This is a genomic window from Marinobacter sp. (genome assembly GCF_039977835.1).
In the GTDB taxonomy this organism is placed as follows: domain Bacteria; phylum Pseudomonadota; class Gammaproteobacteria; order Pseudomonadales; family Oleiphilaceae; genus Marinobacter.
Map to the genome: position 1 here is coordinate 1 of NZ_JBDWCL010000049.1, position 15,452 is coordinate 15,452.

General features: G+C 54.4%; 13 protein-coding genes and 1 pseudogene. 10 read left to right on the forward strand and 4 right to left on the reverse strand.

From position 1 onward, the window contains the following. The 4 genes and pseudogenes from ABJM11_RS15315 to ABJM11_RS15330 all read right to left on the reverse strand — a co-directional run. A pseudogene (locus tag ABJM11_RS15315) lies at window positions 1–147 on the reverse strand (electron transfer flavoprotein subunit beta/FixA family protein); the annotation flags it as partial. 116 nt (window positions 148–263) lie between these two features. Further along, the gene (locus ABJM11_RS15320; RefSeq protein ID WP_348293815.1) at window positions 264–1,208 is read right to left on the reverse strand and encodes a DcaP family trimeric outer membrane transporter; all 945 of its coding nucleotides are present in this window, start codon (window positions 1,206–1,208) and stop codon (window positions 264–266) included. Beyond that, window positions 1,205–1,420: a hypothetical protein gene (locus ABJM11_RS15325; protein WP_348293817.1), complete on the reverse strand. Its 216-nt coding sequence runs from the start codon at window positions 1,418–1,420 to the stop codon at window positions 1,205–1,207. Before ABJM11_RS15325 ends, ABJM11_RS15320 begins: the two co-directional genes overlap by 4 nt. 218 nt (window positions 1,421–1,638) lie before the next feature. Further along, window positions 1,639–2,640, reverse strand: a complete 1,002-nt coding sequence (locus tag ABJM11_RS15330; protein WP_348293819.1) for a LysR family transcriptional regulator — start codon at window positions 2,638–2,640, stop codon at window positions 1,639–1,641. A gap of 278 nt (window positions 2,641–2,918) precedes the next feature. On the opposite strand from ABJM11_RS15330, the gene ABJM11_RS15335 reads away from it, so the two are divergent. The 10 genes from ABJM11_RS15335 to ABJM11_RS15380 all read left to right on the forward strand — a co-directional run bounded on the left by ABJM11_RS15335 (window position 2,919) and on the right by ABJM11_RS15380 (window position 15,420). Beyond that, window positions 2,919–4,058 carry an acyl-CoA dehydrogenase family protein gene (locus ABJM11_RS15335; protein WP_348293820.1) on the forward strand — a complete coding sequence of 380 codons (1,140 nt, stop codon included), beginning with the start codon at window positions 2,919–2,921 and terminating at the stop codon, window positions 4,056–4,058. Between the two features lie 72 nt (window positions 4,059–4,130). Continuing rightward, on the forward strand, window positions 4,131–5,576 hold the full coding sequence (locus ABJM11_RS15340) for a 3-oxoacyl-[acyl-carrier-protein] synthase III C-terminal domain-containing protein (RefSeq protein ID WP_348293821.1): 1,446 nt from the start codon (window positions 4,131–4,133) through the stop codon (window positions 5,574–5,576). Window positions 5,577–5,604: 28 nt separating this feature from the next. Then, window positions 5,605–6,804 carry an acetyl-CoA acetyltransferase gene (locus ABJM11_RS15345; protein WP_348293823.1) on the forward strand — a complete coding sequence of 400 codons (1,200 nt, stop codon included), beginning with the start codon at window positions 5,605–5,607 and terminating at the stop codon, window positions 6,802–6,804. 75 nt (window positions 6,805–6,879) lie between these two features. Then, window positions 6,880–8,547, forward strand: coding sequence for an acyl-CoA dehydrogenase family protein (locus ABJM11_RS15350; protein ID WP_348293824.1), 1,668 nt, complete (start codon window positions 6,880–6,882; stop codon window positions 8,545–8,547). A 91-nt stretch (window positions 8,548–8,638) separates the two neighbouring features. After that, window positions 8,639–9,559 (forward strand): SDR family NAD(P)-dependent oxidoreductase, encoded by a 921-nt coding sequence (locus ABJM11_RS15355; protein WP_348293826.1) that lies wholly within the window; start codon window positions 8,639–8,641, stop codon window positions 9,557–9,559. A gap of 86 nt (window positions 9,560–9,645) precedes the next feature. Next, window positions 9,646–10,503 (forward strand): MaoC/PaaZ C-terminal domain-containing protein, encoded by an 858-nt coding sequence (locus ABJM11_RS15360; RefSeq protein WP_348293827.1) that lies wholly within the window; start codon window positions 9,646–9,648, stop codon window positions 10,501–10,503. 65 nt (window positions 10,504–10,568) lie between these two features. Beyond that, window positions 10,569–11,795, forward strand: a complete 1,227-nt coding sequence (locus ABJM11_RS15365; RefSeq protein ID WP_348293828.1) for a CoA transferase — start codon at window positions 10,569–10,571, stop codon at window positions 11,793–11,795. Window positions 11,796–11,849: 54 nt separating this feature from the next. Next, window positions 11,850–12,980 carry a CaiB/BaiF CoA-transferase family protein gene (locus ABJM11_RS15370; protein ID WP_348293829.1) on the forward strand — a complete coding sequence of 377 codons (1,131 nt, stop codon included), beginning with the start codon at window positions 11,850–11,852 and terminating at the stop codon, window positions 12,978–12,980. A 40-nt stretch (window positions 12,981–13,020) separates the two neighbouring features. Then, window positions 13,021–13,818 (forward strand): enoyl-CoA hydratase-related protein, encoded by a 798-nt coding sequence (locus ABJM11_RS15375; protein WP_348293830.1) that lies wholly within the window; start codon window positions 13,021–13,023, stop codon window positions 13,816–13,818. Between the two features lie 48 nt (window positions 13,819–13,866). Next, a complete protein-coding gene (locus ABJM11_RS15380) occupies window positions 13,867–15,420 on the forward strand; it encodes an acyl-CoA synthetase (RefSeq protein WP_348293832.1) in 1,554 nt (517 codons plus the stop codon). Window positions 15,421–15,452: the final 32 nt, after the last annotated feature.

Consider the following 15,452-nt stretch of genomic DNA (forward strand, 5'->3'; position numbering starts at 1 on the left):
CAGGCGAACCGCTTCTTCAACAGCGATTTCGCAGAATGGGTTCATTGCCATTTTGACGTTGGCGAGATCAACGCCGGTGTTGTCCGGCTTGACGCGCACCTTCACGTTGTAGTCGATAACTCGTTTTACAGCGACCAGAACTTTCATTCATTTCTCCATTTTCCCAGCGCGAGAGACGAAATCCTTTGTGACTGTGGGGTTGCATCAGTAAGAAAAGACCCGGACAGTAGGGCTATCCGGGCTTTACGATAGGCTAGACTTGATCAGAAATTATATTGCGCAGCGAACATGACGCGGCTCGCATCGCCATCGTCACCATTTACTTTTTCCACTTGGTAGTAGCCGTACTGAACTCCAAGATTGATGTTTGTCACCGGGCTCCACTGATAGTTAACAAAAGCATTGCTGTTGGTTTCGTGCTTGTTCCCAACGGCCAGGCCATCATCGACAGCATCATCCCAGTCCATGGTGGTGAGGCCATAAACAATGTTGAAATCCCCCGGCCCCGCCTTGATGCTAGCGCCAATATTGGCGCTGTAACCAGTGAGAGTTTCTACGTTTCCGCTGGAATCCACATAGGCGTCTTCACCGTAGTAGTTGGTTCCTGAACGCCAGAGATAACCGTTGGCGCCGTCGGTGTAATTGACGTTGCCTTGGAGGCTGACCGTGTCAGTGACGTTGAACTTGGCCGAACCGAAGACAGCAAAACCCATTGCTGTATCGTCTTGAGTCCCAGTGTCATAACCAACCTGCTGTATCAATGCAGACGTGGAGAAAGCCAACGGCCCGGACTTGCCAGTATATCGAGCAGTAAAGGTCGGGATGCTTTGTTTGGTTGATACTGCGTCAGGGCCATCAGTGATGCTCGCTTTCGGATCTTCAGCCGCCAGTGATAGACCCCCAGTGGTGTAACGGACTTGAGTGGTGCGGCTATATAGGCCCGCATTGCCCGCTACGCCGTCAAACTCCAGCACCGAGGTAGCTCCTGTGAACGCTGTGTGGTTTGACCAGGTCTGCCCCATCAACCAGTTCTTATACTCGCCGAAAGCATGCCGCAGGCGCACGGTGCTGGTACTGGTTCGAAAATCACCTTCGACGGTGACTTTTACATCATTCGGAAGCGTCGTACGAACACCAAGGCGTGACTGTACTGCGTCGGCACCGAAATGACCGGAGACTTCGTTATCCTCTGCCGCGCCGGTGTTCACTTTACTGAAATCACCTGAGCGGGTGAGCGGGTGCCGGTAGCAACGCTGATATCTTCATCTATATCGTAGGAGGCATTGAGTCGTGCGTAGCCGTAAATATCGACTGTCGCATCGCCAGCATTAAATCCAATCGCTGCGGCTTGTCCGGCGACACTCAATGCCATAGTGACTGTAGCCAGTTTTATGGCTGTAGATAATTTATTGTTAGGCATAGGATCTTCATCTCCAAAGATTATTGTTGGCGTAGTCGCAATCTATCCAGACTAACCCTGACTGACGTACTTTCGAAATTGTCTTTCTCCGTCAGAGAGCGTTTGCAAATTAGCAGTGGATAAACTCACCAACAATTATCTATATTTTATACTAGCTATGCCTTGCTGTTATATTTTGGGGGCGGTTTAACGGTGGGTGCTCTCATTCCATGATTTCTTCAGGCATCCGAGAGCAGATTAAGGGGCTGATTGGAAGGATTAATTTCTTTTGGGTCAAACAGTAATTTGCCATTCCACGTTCCGGCTTGAACCTGGATTGCCACTTGCTGCATCATGATTTGTGCCAGTTTGAGAGTGGCCACTGAAGACGGGAGGTCCATCGGGGTGACAATCGCCAGGGTCCTGCTAATTTCAGGGGAGGTTATGGGAATGGCGACCACTTCGGATCTTGTTGTCATATCGTGAACGGCTGCTGACGAAAGGATACTGTAACCCAGGCCCCGGCGTACCATGTCCGTGAGCATTGGCCAGGCGCTGACTTCTAGTGCGAGGTTGAGAGATTTATTGCGCTCTGCCGCCTCTTTCTCCATCCGAACCCGCAAGCCATGTTTTTCTTCTGGAAGCACGAGTGGTAAATCCATGACTTCATCCAGAGTAATCTCGGAGAGCTTGGATACCTTGGTGTTAGGGGGTGATATAAGGTAAAAGCGCTCCTCGATCAGCGGGCGGTAGCGCAGATTCTTCTGGCTGCCGTGATGGCTGTAGGTAATGGCGAGGTTCAGTCTGTGTTGTAGCACCATCTGTTGCAGGGTCCCGCTCATGGCAGATTTCACTGCAAGAGTTACCTGAGGGAAGCGTTTGCGATACTCCTCAATGGTTGCACCGGAGAAAGTATGGGCGACGGTAGGTAGTAGTCCCAGAATTACCTGGCCCGTAACTTCGCCCGCAACTGCAGTTACATCGGCTTGGGTTCGCTCCAGGCTTTGAAGAAGCATCCGAGCTCTTTCGTATAAAAGTTCTCCTGCAGCAGTAAGTACCACACCTCGGCCGTGGCGCACGAAAACCTCTACGTTGAGAGCTTCCTCTAGCATCCGGATCTGTCGGCTCAACGCAGGCTGGGCCACAAACAACTTTTCAGAGGCGCGGCTGAAGCTACCTGTGTCGGCGACCGTAAGGAAGGTGTTCAACTGGCGTAGGTCGATGTTGAGATTGAATGGCATGGACGTGTATTTCCCCATAACAACTAATTATTAGTCCTCCCTACTCTATATTATTTTTATGGGTCCGACCTAGTTCCTGTTGATCAGCAATGCTATGCCAAAAAGTGATGAATGGTATAAAAAGTATATAATTGTTGTAGATTTTTCTTGCTGGTACGGTTGGTTGCATCTGGCTACTCCCGCGGAACGCGGCTTTGCGACTTCTTCGCAGGGTTAATTGAGCTTCGTAATTAATCGCGACCAAATCGCGACTGAAAGTAATCAAGAGGGTTGAAGTTATGCATAATCGTTCTATTTACGGTAGCGACCACCAGCTGTTCCGCGAGAATGCTCGCCGCTTTTTCCGAGAAGAGCTTGAGCCAAACATCGAGCAGTGGGAGAGCGATGGCATTGTGCCCAGGGCTTTCTGGCGTAAGGCTGGCGAGCACGGATTTCTTTGCTGTGGCGTGCCGGAAGAGTACGGCGGGCCTGGCGCGGATTTCCTCTATAACATGGCACTGTCAGAAGAAACGGGTTATGCCATAGGTGGTGCCAGCGTTGGTTTCTCCGTGAGTGCTGACATCGTTGCTTACTATCTGATGAACGCCGGCTCCGAGGATCATAAACGTAAGTGGTTGCCAAAAATGGTGACCGGCGAGGCAATTGCCTCTATTGGCATGACCGAGCCTGGCGCCGGCAGTGATCTCAAGGCGATCCGTACTTCTGCTGTTCGTGATGGTGATGACTATGTTATTAACGGGCAGAAAACGTATATCACTAATGGCCAGAATGCTGACTTTGTGCTGCTGGCTTGTGTAACTGGTCCGGGCAAAGGTGCCCACGGCATCAGCATGATCATCGTGGAAGCCGACCGTCCAGGTTTCGAGCGTGGTCGCAATCTGGACAAGATCGGCCAAAAGGCTGCAGACACCTCCGAAATGTTTTTCCAGGATGTTCGTGTGCCGGTAACCAACCTGGTGGGTCAGGAAGGTGAGGGTTTTGCCATGATGATGCGCGAGCTACCCCGGGAGCGGATTACTATCGCTTGCCGTGCCCAGGCTGAAGCACAGCGTGCTTTTGATCTGACCAACGAATACGTCAAAGAGCGCAAGATGTTTGGTCAGGCACTGGCAGATTTCCAGAACACCCAGTTCACACTCGCCGAAATCAAGACTAATCTGGAAGTGGGTTGGGCCTACCTCGACCAGTGCATCAGGAAATGCGACGAGGGCACACTGACTGCGGAAGAGGGTGCAATGGCCAAGCTGTGGACCACCGAGAATGAGGGAGTGGTGGTCGACAAGTGTCTGCAGTTATTCGGTGGTTACGGTTACATGTGTGAGTATCCGATTTCCCGCATGTTCGTCGATGCACGGGTTCGCCGAATCTATGGTGGTGCTTCTGAAATCATGAAGCTGGTTATAGCGCGCTCTCTTTAAATCGGTATTCAAACTGGCCAGACCGGCAGCCGCTGGCTGCCGGTTCTGTAATCAAGAAAGGAAGGAAATCCCATGTCTGGTATTACCGCATACGGTGCCTACATTCCCAGAACTCGCCTGTTGAAGTCTGCTATTGCTGATGCCAACGACTGGTTTGATGCCAGTCTTCGTGGTCTCGCCAAAGGCGAGCGTAGCGTCTGTAACTGGGATGAAGACACCATCACCATGGCTGTCGAGGCCGGCCAGGATTGTTTGTCCGCTCTGGATCAACGTTCTGTCAGCTCACTGTATCTCGCCTCGACCACGCTGCCATTCCTTGATCGGCAGAACTCGGTTGTGGTCAGTCAGGCCCTGAATCTTGGCGATCACCTGCGCACGATGGATGTGGCTGCTTCACAGCGTGCTGCAACCTCAGCGCTGATCACCATGCTGGAGTCCGGTCGTGCCAAGGGTAACTCACTATTGCTGGCCTCTGAGCATCGTCGCAGCAAGTGCGGGTCCCGTGCCGAAATGTTGTGGGGCGATGGTGCGGCAGCTGTTGCGGTTGGCGATGACGATGTGATTGCTGAATACCTGGGTAGTGAAACCTACGTAACGGATTTTGTGGACCACTATCGCGGTGAGGATTCCACCATTGATTACGAGTGGGAAGAGCGTTGGATCCGTGATGAAGGCTATATGAAGAGCGTCCCGCTGGCGGTATCCCGTCTGCTGGAGAAGACTGGTGTGAAGGCGTCCGAGATCGCTCATTTCGTGCTGGCATCTGATCAGGCCAGAACTCCCGCCGCTGTTGCAAAAAAGATTGGTATTGCCGCAGAGGCCATCGCTGACAACCACATCGGTGAGGTCGGGGTGGCTGGAGTAGCCCAGCCTGTTCTTATGCTCACCGACGTGCTTGAAAAGGCAAAAGCCGGTGACCTGATCCTGCTTACAGGCTTTGGTCAGGGTACGGATGCCGTGCTGCTCAGGGCTACCGATGCTATTGCCGGCAGGCGACCAAAAACCGGTTTCAGTGGCGCCCTTGCCCGCCGTCGTGAAGACAAAAACTACAACAGGTTCCTAAGCTTCAATAATCTGGTTGATCGTGACGTCGGTAAGCGCGGTGAACTGGATAAGCAGAGTTATCTGGCCGCCATGTATCGGCGGAAGGACTTGCTGACCGGGTTTATTGGTGGCAAGTGCCGTGAATGCGGGACGATTCAGATTCCCAAGGAAAAATACTGCGTTAACCCTGAGTGTGGCGCCCTGGATAGCCAGGACGATCACCCGATGTCGGCTGTTAAGGGACGCGTGATGACCTGGACTGCTGACCGCCTGACGTTCGATTGGAATCCTCCTGCCTATTTCGGCCTGGTGGAGTTCGAGGGCGGTGGTCGTCTGATGATGGACTTTACGGAAGTTGAGGCTGATGCCATAGATGCAGGTGTTGAGGTTTCCGTGCACTTCCGTATCCGTCAGTTCGATAACCAGCGGGGCTTCCGGAAGTACTTCTGGAAAGCTACCCCGGCTCAGCAATAACTTACGCAGCGAATACAGGTGAATAACAATGGCTAGTGGAATCAAAGATAAGGTAGTGATCCTTGGGATGGGCTGTAGCAAGTTTGGTGAGCGTTGGGATGCCAGTCCTGCTGACCTGATGTCCGAGGCGTTTGAAGAAAGCCTAGCAGATGCGGGTGTCCACAAGGGCAAAATTGAAATGGCCTGGTTCGGTGCTGGTATCGATGCTTTCAACGTCGGCTCCAGCGCCATGCCGCTGTCCATTGCCCTGCGGTTGCCGAACATTCCGGTGACCAAGGTGGAGAATATGTGTGCAACCGGTACAGAGGCATTTCGCGGCGCGGTTTACGCTGTGGCCTCGGGTGCCTGCGATATCGCCCTGGCGCTCGGTGTGGAGAAACTCAAGGACGTTGGCTATGGAGGCCTGCCTCAGCGTACCCGGGGTGTTGAAAACGATATGTACTGGCCCAACCTTTCAGCGCCCGGCGCCTTTGCCCAGCTTGCCAGTGGCTATCGCGCCAAACACGGTGTCGACAAGGCTGAGTTGAAGCGTGCCATGGCTCACATCTCCGTGAAGAGCCATGCCAATGGTGCCAAGAACCCAAAGGCCCACCTTCAGCGTGAGATTACCGAGGAACAAGCAATTAATGCGCCATACATTGCAGAGCCCATCGGGCTGTTTGACTGCTGTGGTGTGAGTGACGGCGCTGCCTGTGCAATTGTCTGTACACCGGAAATTGCCCGTGCCCTCGGCAAGTCGGATCTAGTCTCCGTCAAAGCTTTGCAGTTGGCGGCATCGAATGGTGACGAGGCTGGCTTCAGCAATTGGGATGGTTCTTACCTGAAAACAACCAGAATTGCAGCCCAGCGTGCATATGATGAGGCTGGCGTTCGTAAACCCCGAGAAGAAATCAGTATGACCGAAGTCCATGATTGCTTTTCGATCACTGAGCTGGTCACGATGGAGGATTTGCAGCTGTCAGATGAAGGGCAGGCCGTTCGGGATGTGCTGAATGGTGACTTTGATGCAGACGGTCGAATTCCGTGCCAGATTGATGGCGGCCTCAAGTGCTTTGGGCACCCGATCGGCGCTTCCGGGATGCGAATGATCTACGAAAACTATCTGCAGTTTTATGGCAGGGCTGGCGACCGTCAGCTGAAGGATCCTCGTCTGGCGCTGAATCACAATCTGGGTGGCTTTCCGCACCAGAATATTTGCAGTATTTCGGTGATCGGCCGGTATGAGTAACGTGGCTCACCCGGGGACGACCTGGTCCTCCCCCCAGCCAGCTTCTCCTAATTCACACTGTCAGGAAGGTAGAGCATGAGTGCCGGTGAACAGATTGCTGCCCTGGAACTTGCCGATAACAGTATCAGCGCGATTGACGTGTTTGTTCGCCAGGGACTGAAGAGTCTCAAGGAGTTCAGCACCGTTGATGGCTGGCTGGATGGAGGGCTGCTGGATAAGCACCAGCTGAGTTGCTACGAGTTGGCGTTCTGTACGGCTGAGCTCGGCGCTGCCCGTGAGGTGTGCCGTTACGCCCGCGATGCTGGGGAGGAAGACAGTCTTTCTGTGGATACCGCGCTCGCGTTCACCGCTGAAGCCGCAGCCTCGGTACTTCAACGTCTTGTGGCGCGTGCCACTGATTTGGGGCTGGATATTACTGAACTGTCTGGGCTGTATTGTGATAGCACCACGGGAGTTCTGCGAGCCAGGTATGGTAGTGCGGAATTTCTTGCAGCCATAGGCGCTGCCGTTACTGAGCGTGGCAGCAGCAGGCTCCCTACATTGCTCAATGAAGACAAGGAGATGGTTCGTGACATGTTCGCCCGTTTCGGTGCGGACGTCGTTGCTCCCGTTGCTGAGAAGATTCATCGCCATGACCTGGACATCCCCGATGAGATCCTTAATCAGGCCGCGGAACTGGGCTGTTTCGGCATCAGTATCCCTGAGAGGTTCGGCGGTCTACAGCCAGATGATCGAGACGATAGTCTCGGCATGATTGTGGTTACGGAGGAGCTGTCCAAAGCATCGTTGGGCGCAGCGGGGTCGTTGATTACCCGTCCCGAAATAGCTGCCAAGTCCCTGTTGCAAGGCGGCACCGCGGCCCAGCAGGAAACCTGGTTGCCAAGGATTGCCTCCGGTGAAAGCCTCTGCGCCATTGCCATTACCGAACCTAATTTTGGGTCTGATGTGGCATCGCTGGGGCTAAAGGCAACTCCGGTAGATGGCGGCTGGGTACTGAATGGTAGCAAGACCTGGTGCACCTTCGCTGGCAAGGCAAGTCTGTTACTGGCGATGGCGCGCACCGAACCGGACCCAAGCCTGGGGCACAAGGGGTTGAGTCTGTTTCTGGTGGAGAAGCCTGCGGCAGCTGGCCATGAGTTCCGTCACCAGCAACCACAAGGTGGGGTCATTCAGGGTAAGGCGATTGCCACTGTGGGTTATCGCGGAATGCACTCCTACGATGTGTTTTTTGAGGATTATTTCGTTCCCGCTGATGGTCTGATCGGAGAGGAGAGCGGTCGTGGTAAAGGGTTTTATTTTACTATGGCCGGTTTCGCCGGCGGTCGTATCCAGACTGCAGCGAGGGCTACGGGCGTGATGCAGGCTGCGTTTGAAAAGGCTCTGAGCTACTCCCGCGAACGCAAGGTGTTCGGTAGTCCTGTAGGCGACTATCAGCTTACACAGGTGAAACTGGGGCGCATTATGGCCACCCTGACGGCGTCTCGCCAGTTCAGTTATGCGGTAGCACGAATGATGGATGAGGGGACTGGCCAGATGGAGGCGAGCCTGGTGAAGCTGTTCAGCTGTCGGGCAGCTGAATGGGTAACTCGTGAAGCCATGCAGATTCATGGTGGCATGGGCTATGCCGAGGAAACTGCGGTAAGCCGTTACTTTCTGGATGCCCGTGTGCTGTCCATTTTCGAGGGTGCTGAGGAGACACTGGCACTCAAAGTGATCGCAAGAAACCTGGTAAGTAACGTCTGAATGTAAGGCTTATCCGCGGCTGGTGGACCTTTCTGGTGAGCCAGTTAACTATGTTGGTAAATAATTCGTAAGAGACCTGTAGGAGGGTGTCATGAGTGATAAGAAGCTTCTGGAAGATAAAGTTATTGTGGTTACCGGTGCCGGGCGTGGTATCGGACGTGCGACCTCAATGATGCTTGCCGAGAAAGGCGCCAAGGTTGTCGTCAATGACATCGGGGGCAGTGCAGACGGTTCCGGTAATGATTCCACTCCGGCCCAGGAAGTGGTTGACGAGATCAGGAAAGCCGGTGGTGAGGCTGTTGCAAACTTTGACAGCGTGACTGAATGGGAAGGTGGCCAGAAAATTATCCAGGCTGCCATTGACACGTTTGGCCGCATCGATGGTGTAATCAACAATGCCGGTAACCTGCGCGACGTAATTTTCCACAAGATGAGCGAGGCCGATTTTGAGGCCGTGCTGGCGGTTCACCTGAAAGGAACCTTTAACGTCAGCCGTGCGGCAGCCCCGATTTTCCGGGAGCAGGGCAGCGGTACCTTCGTCAATATGACTTCTACCTCAGGGCTGATCGGTAATTTTGGCCAGGCTAACTATGCCGCTGCAAAAATGGGCGTCGTCGGTCTCTCCAAGTCAATGGCTCTGGACATGCATCGTTTCGGTGTAACTTCTAACTGCATTGCACCATTTGCTTGGAGCCGCCTGATCGGCAGTATTCCTACTGATAGTGAAGAGCAGAAAGCGCGCGTTGCCAAAATTCAGCAGATGACGCCTGACAAGATTGCCACTCTGGCCGTGTCACTATGCAGTGATGAGGCGAAAAATGTTACTGGACAGATTTTCGGTGTTCGGAACAACGAGATCTTCCTGTTCAGCCAGCCACGCCCATTCCGCTCTGCCCACACGTCTGATGGCTGGACTCCGGAGACCGTGCTGAGCCGTGTACTGCCGGCATTTGAAGCGGACTTCTACCCGTTGAGTCGCTCCGCCGATATCTTCAGCTGGGATCCGTTCTGATCCGGATATGACACCGCAGTATCGCGCCGGCCTTTGAGGGGCCGGTCACCTGTCCGGTACTGACGCAACAACAAAGGAGCGCCACTGTGGCTATCGATTACGATAAGCTGATGAATCGCAAGTTCGAGCGCCTCGAACACACCTACACCGAGAAAGACACCATCCTTTATGCCCTGGGTGTCGGCATGGGTATCGATCCCCTTGATGAGGACTGTCTCAAATTTGTCTACGAAGATGGTCTCAAGGCGTTGCCGAGCATGGCCAACGTATTGGCTTACCCGGGCTTTTGGGCGAAAGAGCCGGATACCGGGATTGACTGGGTCAAGATTCTTCATGCTGGTCAGGAGATGATCATGCATAAACCGTTGCCTGTTTCCGGCACGGTGGAAGCCACAACAAAAGTGAATGAAATCATTGACAAAGGTGAGGGTAGGGGTGCCCTGATTCTGTCGGAGCGCACGGTCCGTGATGTCGCCACCGGTGATGACCTCTGTACCCTGATCATCACCACTCTCGCCCGTGGTGATGGTGGTTTTGGCGGCCCCTCCGTGACTTCTCCGAAGCCCGATCCGATTCCCGAGCGTGAGCCGGACGAGGTTTGTGACCTTCCGACCTTGCCAATGTCCGCGTTGATATACCGGCTTTGTGGCGACTATAACCCGTTGCACGCCTCACCTGAAGTTGCCAAAGCCGCTGGCTTCAAGGCGCCGATTCTGCACGGGTTGTGCACTTTCGGAGTGGCCACCCATGCCATTCTGAAAACAGTGTGTGACTACGATCCCGCACGGCTCCATCGCCTTCGCCTCAGATTTTCTTCGCCCGTTTATCCGGGCGAAACCATTCGCACCGAAATCTGGCGTGAGAGTGATCAGGTGGCGTTTCGTTGCCGGGTTATCGAGCGGGATGTCGTGGTGATCAACAACGGTTACGCCGAAGCCGGCTGATCCTCTGGCCGGTGAGCAACATCGGTCGTTGTTTCCAGCACACAGACAGTCAGGATTTAAACAACATGCAAAATATTCTCTCAGGACTCCGTGTCGTTGAAGGCAGTGCCTTTGTGGCTGCTCCCTCCGGTGGAATGACACTGGCACAGTTGGGTGCAGACGTAATTCGCTTTGATCCCATCGGCGGGGGTATTGACTACAATCGCTGGCCGGTTACGGCTGACCAGAAAAGTCTCTACTGGCACAGTCTTAACAAAGGCAAGCGTTCCATCGCAGTGGATTTCCGTCGCCCGGAAGGTCAGGAGCTGCTGACCCGCCTGATTACCCAGCCCGGTGACGAAGCAGGACTGTTTCTGACCAACTTCCCTGCAAAGGGCTGGTTGTCCTACGACCGCCTGCGGGAATATCGGGAAGATCTTATCTATCTGAACCTGATTGGTGACCGCCATGGCCGAGGTGCGCTGGATTACACTGTCAATTGCAAGGTCGGATTTCCGGCACTGACAGGAGAGGGAAAAAGCAGCGAAATTCCGCCACTGAATAACCCGCTCCCGGCCTGGGATGTGATCACCGGTCAGCAGATTGCCCTGGGCATGCTGGCGGCAGAACGCCATCGCAGCAGAACCGGTGAGGGCCAGATGGTCCGCATCGCGCTCGCAGATGTTGCAATGGCTACCCTGGGTAACCTTGGTTATATCGCAGAGGCCATGATCAACGGGGCTGACCGTGACGGTATTGGCAACAACATCTTCGGCACCTATGGCCACGATTTTCAGTGCCAGGATGGTGAGCGGGTAATGGTTGTGGGGGTCAGTCCAAATCAGTGGCGAGCGCTGGTGGAGGTGACTGGTACTGAAGCTGAGATTAATGCGCTTCAGCAACAAATGGGACTGGACTTCCGCAAGGAAGGTGATCGCTACCAGGGCCGTGATGGCATCACTGAGATTTTCCGGCCCTGGTTTGCGGCACGCCGTTTCGAGCAGGTGGCAACGGAGCTGGACAATGCGGGTGCTTGTTGGGGCAAGTATCAGACCATCCGTGAAGTTGTAGAAAATGATATTGACTGCTCTGAAGATAATCCGCTTTTCCAGATGGTCGACCAGCCCGGAATCGGCAAATATCTGATGCCCGACCACCCGTTGCGTTTCACCTCGATGGAACAAGGGCCTATACGTCCGGCGCCCCGACTGGGTGAGCACACCGAGGAAATTCTGGCCGAAACCCTGAGTCTGTCCACTGGAGAGATTGCCCGGTTGTTTGACCAGAAGATTGTGGCCAGTTCGGGCCAGTAATCACCCGTTAAAAATTACAATTCCGCCGGCTACCGGCGGCGATGGAGAGGTGGAATGGGACCATTACACGGATATCGGGTCATCGAGTTGGCCGGTATTGGCCCGGGGCCTTTCAGCGGCATGATGCTGGCCGACTTGGGCGCCGAAGTGATCAGCGTTGAGCGCCCTGGCGCCGGGGCGTCGAAAGTGGCGCTGGATTGCAGTCGACGTGGCAAGCGTTCGATCGCCCTGAATTTGAAGAGCGAGGCAGGCGTTGAGGCGTTACTGAGGCTGGTGGAAAGCGCTGATGCCCTGTTCGAGGGGTTCCGTCCGGGCGTGATGGAGAAACTGGGCGTTGGCCCGGATGAATGTCTGGCCCGCAATCCGAAACTGGTCTACGGCCGAATGACCGGGTGGGGTCAGTACGGCCCTATGTCCCATGCGGCCGGTCACGACATTAACTATATATCGCTGACGGGTGCGCTCAATGCAGTGGGGCGTGCCGGGGAAAAACCCGTACCTCCGCTGAATCTGGTGGGTGATTTTGGAGGCGGCGGTATGTTCCTGGCATTGGGTCTGGTGGCCGGGCTACTGGAAGCCCAGAAATCCGGCAAAGGCCAGGTCATTGATGCGGCGATGACTGACGGGTCTGCCGTCCTGATGTCCATGTTCCACAGTGCCCACGCCATGGGGCTCCATACACTGGAACGAGGCACCAACAAGCTTGATGGTGGTGCGCACTTTTATGACACTTATGAAACAAGAGATGGTAAATACATTTCCATTGGTGCCATCGAACCTCAGTTTTATGCCCAGCTGGTTGACGTCGCCGGCTTGTCGCCGGAGTTGTTTGCTGACCAGTTGAACCGGGAACGTTGGCCCGAGCTAAAACGGGTACTCGCCGGTGTTTTTCTTCAGAAAACCCGTGACCAGTGGTGTGAACTCATGGAAGGCACGGATATCTGCTTTGCTCCCGTTCTCGACCTGCAAGAGGCTCACAGCCACCCCCATAACGTTGCCCGAAAGTCCTATATCAAGGTTGGTGAGATGATGCAGCCGGCTCCGGCTCCGAGGTTCAGCAGAACATCCCCGGAGGTCCGCCACGAAGCACGGGCGTACGGTGCTGACACTGAGGCCGTGTTAGGTGCACTGGGGTTCACCGAAGCACAGCTTGAGGCCATAGTCGAAAAGCCCGTAGCCAGCTGAGTAGATCCCGATTCAATAAATCTGAAATGGATAGCCGAAAATGAGTCATCTGCTATACGAAAAAAAGAGCGGTGTTGCCTATCTCACGATGAATCGCCCTGAAGTCAGGAATGCGCTGTCGCTGGAGATGCGTGAGAAGTTGTTGACGACTTTGCAGATTCTGGAGTCGGACAGTGCCGTTCGCTGTGTGGTTTTGCGTGGTAAAGGCGAGCACTTTATGGCAGGTGGCGACGTCAAGTCGTTCATGGAATTCACCAGGCTGACACCAGCAGAAAGGCGCCTGACCTTCATTAACCGTATTCATACCAATCTCAATGGCATCATGTACACCATGCGTCGGCTGAACAAGCCAATCATTGCCAGCGTATCTGGTGCGGCAGCCGGTGCTGGCATCAGTCTGGCGCTCAATTGTGACCTGGTGATTGCTTCCGACGATGCCTTCTTTACCCTCGCATACAGTCGTATTGCCAGTAGCCCGGATGGTGGTGCGACCTATTACCTGCCTCGCCTGGTAGGGACCAAGAAGGCAATGGAAATTGCCCTGCTTGGCGATCGCTTCACCGCCGCAGAAGCGAGAGATATGGGCATGATCAATCGTGTAGTACCTGCGGCAGACCTTGAGGAGCAAACCCAAAAGCTGGCAGAACGTTTGGCTAAGGGGCCCAGCAAGGCCTACGGCAACATCAAACAATTGATCCTTCAGTCGTCCGAGAACTCTCTGGAACAGCAGTTACAGTCCGAAGCAGAAACCTTTGGCGCAACTGTCATGGCAGAGGATTGGGTCGAAGGGGTTAGCGCCTTTAATGAAAAACGTAAACCGCAGTTTACTGGCCGTTGAAGTCGTCACTCTGAACGGACGTGGCGGGCTGGTTACAGGAGATTAATAGTGAGTAATACAACGATAGACAAAGCAACCTTCAAAGGTATCGTCTGTGGAAGCAGACACCTTACCCACGAGGAATTCCAGCAACATGTCCGCCGCGCAGCCGCAGGCCTGAAAGGTCTGGGAGTCGAGCCTGGAGACTGTGTCGGCATCTTCATGCGAAACGACATACCGTTTCTGACCGCTAATCACGCTGCCAACTATGTCGGTGCCTATGCTGTCCCCATTAACTGGCATCTGGCGGGTGAAGAGCTCACCTATATTCTGAATGATTGTGGCGCGAAGGTGCTGATCATTCATGCCGATCTATGGCGGGCCATCCATGACGCCATTCCCGAACGTGTGACGTGTCTTGTGGTTGAAACCCACGAAGATCTCCGTTCAGCCTTTGGTCTGGATGTCCACGCCTGCACGATTCCGGAAGGACAGACCAGCTGGTACAAGTGGCTCGAAGCCCAGCCGCCTATTTCTGAGCCAGCACAGATAGGGCCATCATCCATGCTGTATACGTCGGGTACCACCGGTCACCCCAAGGGAGTTCGCCGGATTGCCCTTGATGAAGAGAAGGCGGCCCGGATGCGCGATTTTCGGTCCCGGGTTTACGGGTGTGCTCCGAAGGCCCGCTGCATGGTGCCGGGGCCGCTTTACCACAGTGCGCCCAATGGTTACGCCATGCAGGCATCCAAGATCAGCGACTTATTGGTGATTGTGCCGCGTTTTCACGCCGAAGGTGTATTGAAGCTCATTGAGGAGTACCGGCTTACTGCAGCGATGATGGTGCCGATCATGTTCATTCGCCTGCTCAAGCTGCCGGAGGACGTCCGCAACAGGTACGACCTGTCCACGCTGGAATTCATCATTCATGCCGCAGCACCTTGTCCGCCGGATATCAAGCGGAAGATGATCGATTGGTTCGGACCGGTGATCAACGAATTCTACGGATCCACAGAGTCGGGCGCGGTTGTGGCCTGCAACTCAGAACAGGCACTGGCGAAGCCAGGCAGTGTTGGCAAAACTGTACCGGAGGCGGATGTCCGGATTCTTGATAAAGCGGGAAATATCCTCCCTGCTAACACTATTGGTGAGATTTACTCCCGCTTTCCTATTCATGATTTCACCTATAACGGCAGGCCGGAAGCGCGGGAAGAAATCGATCAGGACGGGTACATAACCTCCGGTGATATGGGCTATATGGATGAGGATGGCTTTCTCTTTATTGCGGACCGCGCCAAGGATATGGTGATTTCGGGCGGGGTTAACATATACCCGGCAGAAATCGAATCAGCGTTGCACAATTATCCGGGCATCAAGGATTGTGCTGTGTTCGGGGTGCCCGATGAAGAGTTTGGCGAGTCAGTGATGGCAGTGCTGGAGGTCGAAAACGAGGGGGATATTTCCGTTGATGAGGTGAGGGTTTATCTGCGGGAACACCTGGCCGGTTTCAAGGTTCCCAGGACCATCGAGATTGGCAAGGATTTGCCCCGGGAGGACTCCGGCAAGATCTTCAAACGTCGGCTCCGTGACAAATACTGGCAGCAGGCGGGCCGCAAAATCTGAGGTTGCCATACTTCTGGCACGCATGCGGCCTC

Bases quoted from the DNA above. Each gene is read 5' to 3' on its own strand.
- ABJM11_RS15325 (WP_348293817.1), bottom strand. From the start codon at position 1,420: ATGCCTAACAATAAATTATCTACAGCCATAAAACTGGCTACAGTCACT.
- ABJM11_RS15330 (WP_348293819.1), bottom strand. From the start codon at position 2,640: ATGCCATTCAATCTCAACATCGACCTACGCCAGTTGAACACCTTCCTT.
- ABJM11_RS15335 (WP_348293820.1), top strand. From the start codon at position 2,919: ATGCATAATCGTTCTATTTACGGTAGCGACCACCAGCTGTTCCGCGAG.
- ABJM11_RS15340 (WP_348293821.1), top strand. From the start codon at position 4,131: ATGTCTGGTATTACCGCATACGGTGCCTACATTCCCAGAACTCGCCTG.
- ABJM11_RS15345 (WP_348293823.1), top strand. From the start codon at position 5,605: ATGGCTAGTGGAATCAAAGATAAGGTAGTGATCCTTGGGATGGGCTGT.
- ABJM11_RS15350 (WP_348293824.1), top strand. From the start codon at position 6,880: ATGAGTGCCGGTGAACAGATTGCTGCCCTGGAACTTGCCGATAACAGT.
- ABJM11_RS15355 (WP_348293826.1), top strand. From the start codon at position 8,639: ATGAGTGATAAGAAGCTTCTGGAAGATAAAGTTATTGTGGTTACCGGT.
- ABJM11_RS15365 (WP_348293828.1), top strand. From the start codon at position 10,569: ATGCAAAATATTCTCTCAGGACTCCGTGTCGTTGAAGGCAGTGCCTTT.
- ABJM11_RS15370 (WP_348293829.1), top strand. From the start codon at position 11,850: ATGGGACCATTACACGGATATCGGGTCATCGAGTTGGCCGGTATTGGC.
- ABJM11_RS15375 (WP_348293830.1), top strand. From the start codon at position 13,021: ATGAGTCATCTGCTATACGAAAAAAAGAGCGGTGTTGCCTATCTCACG.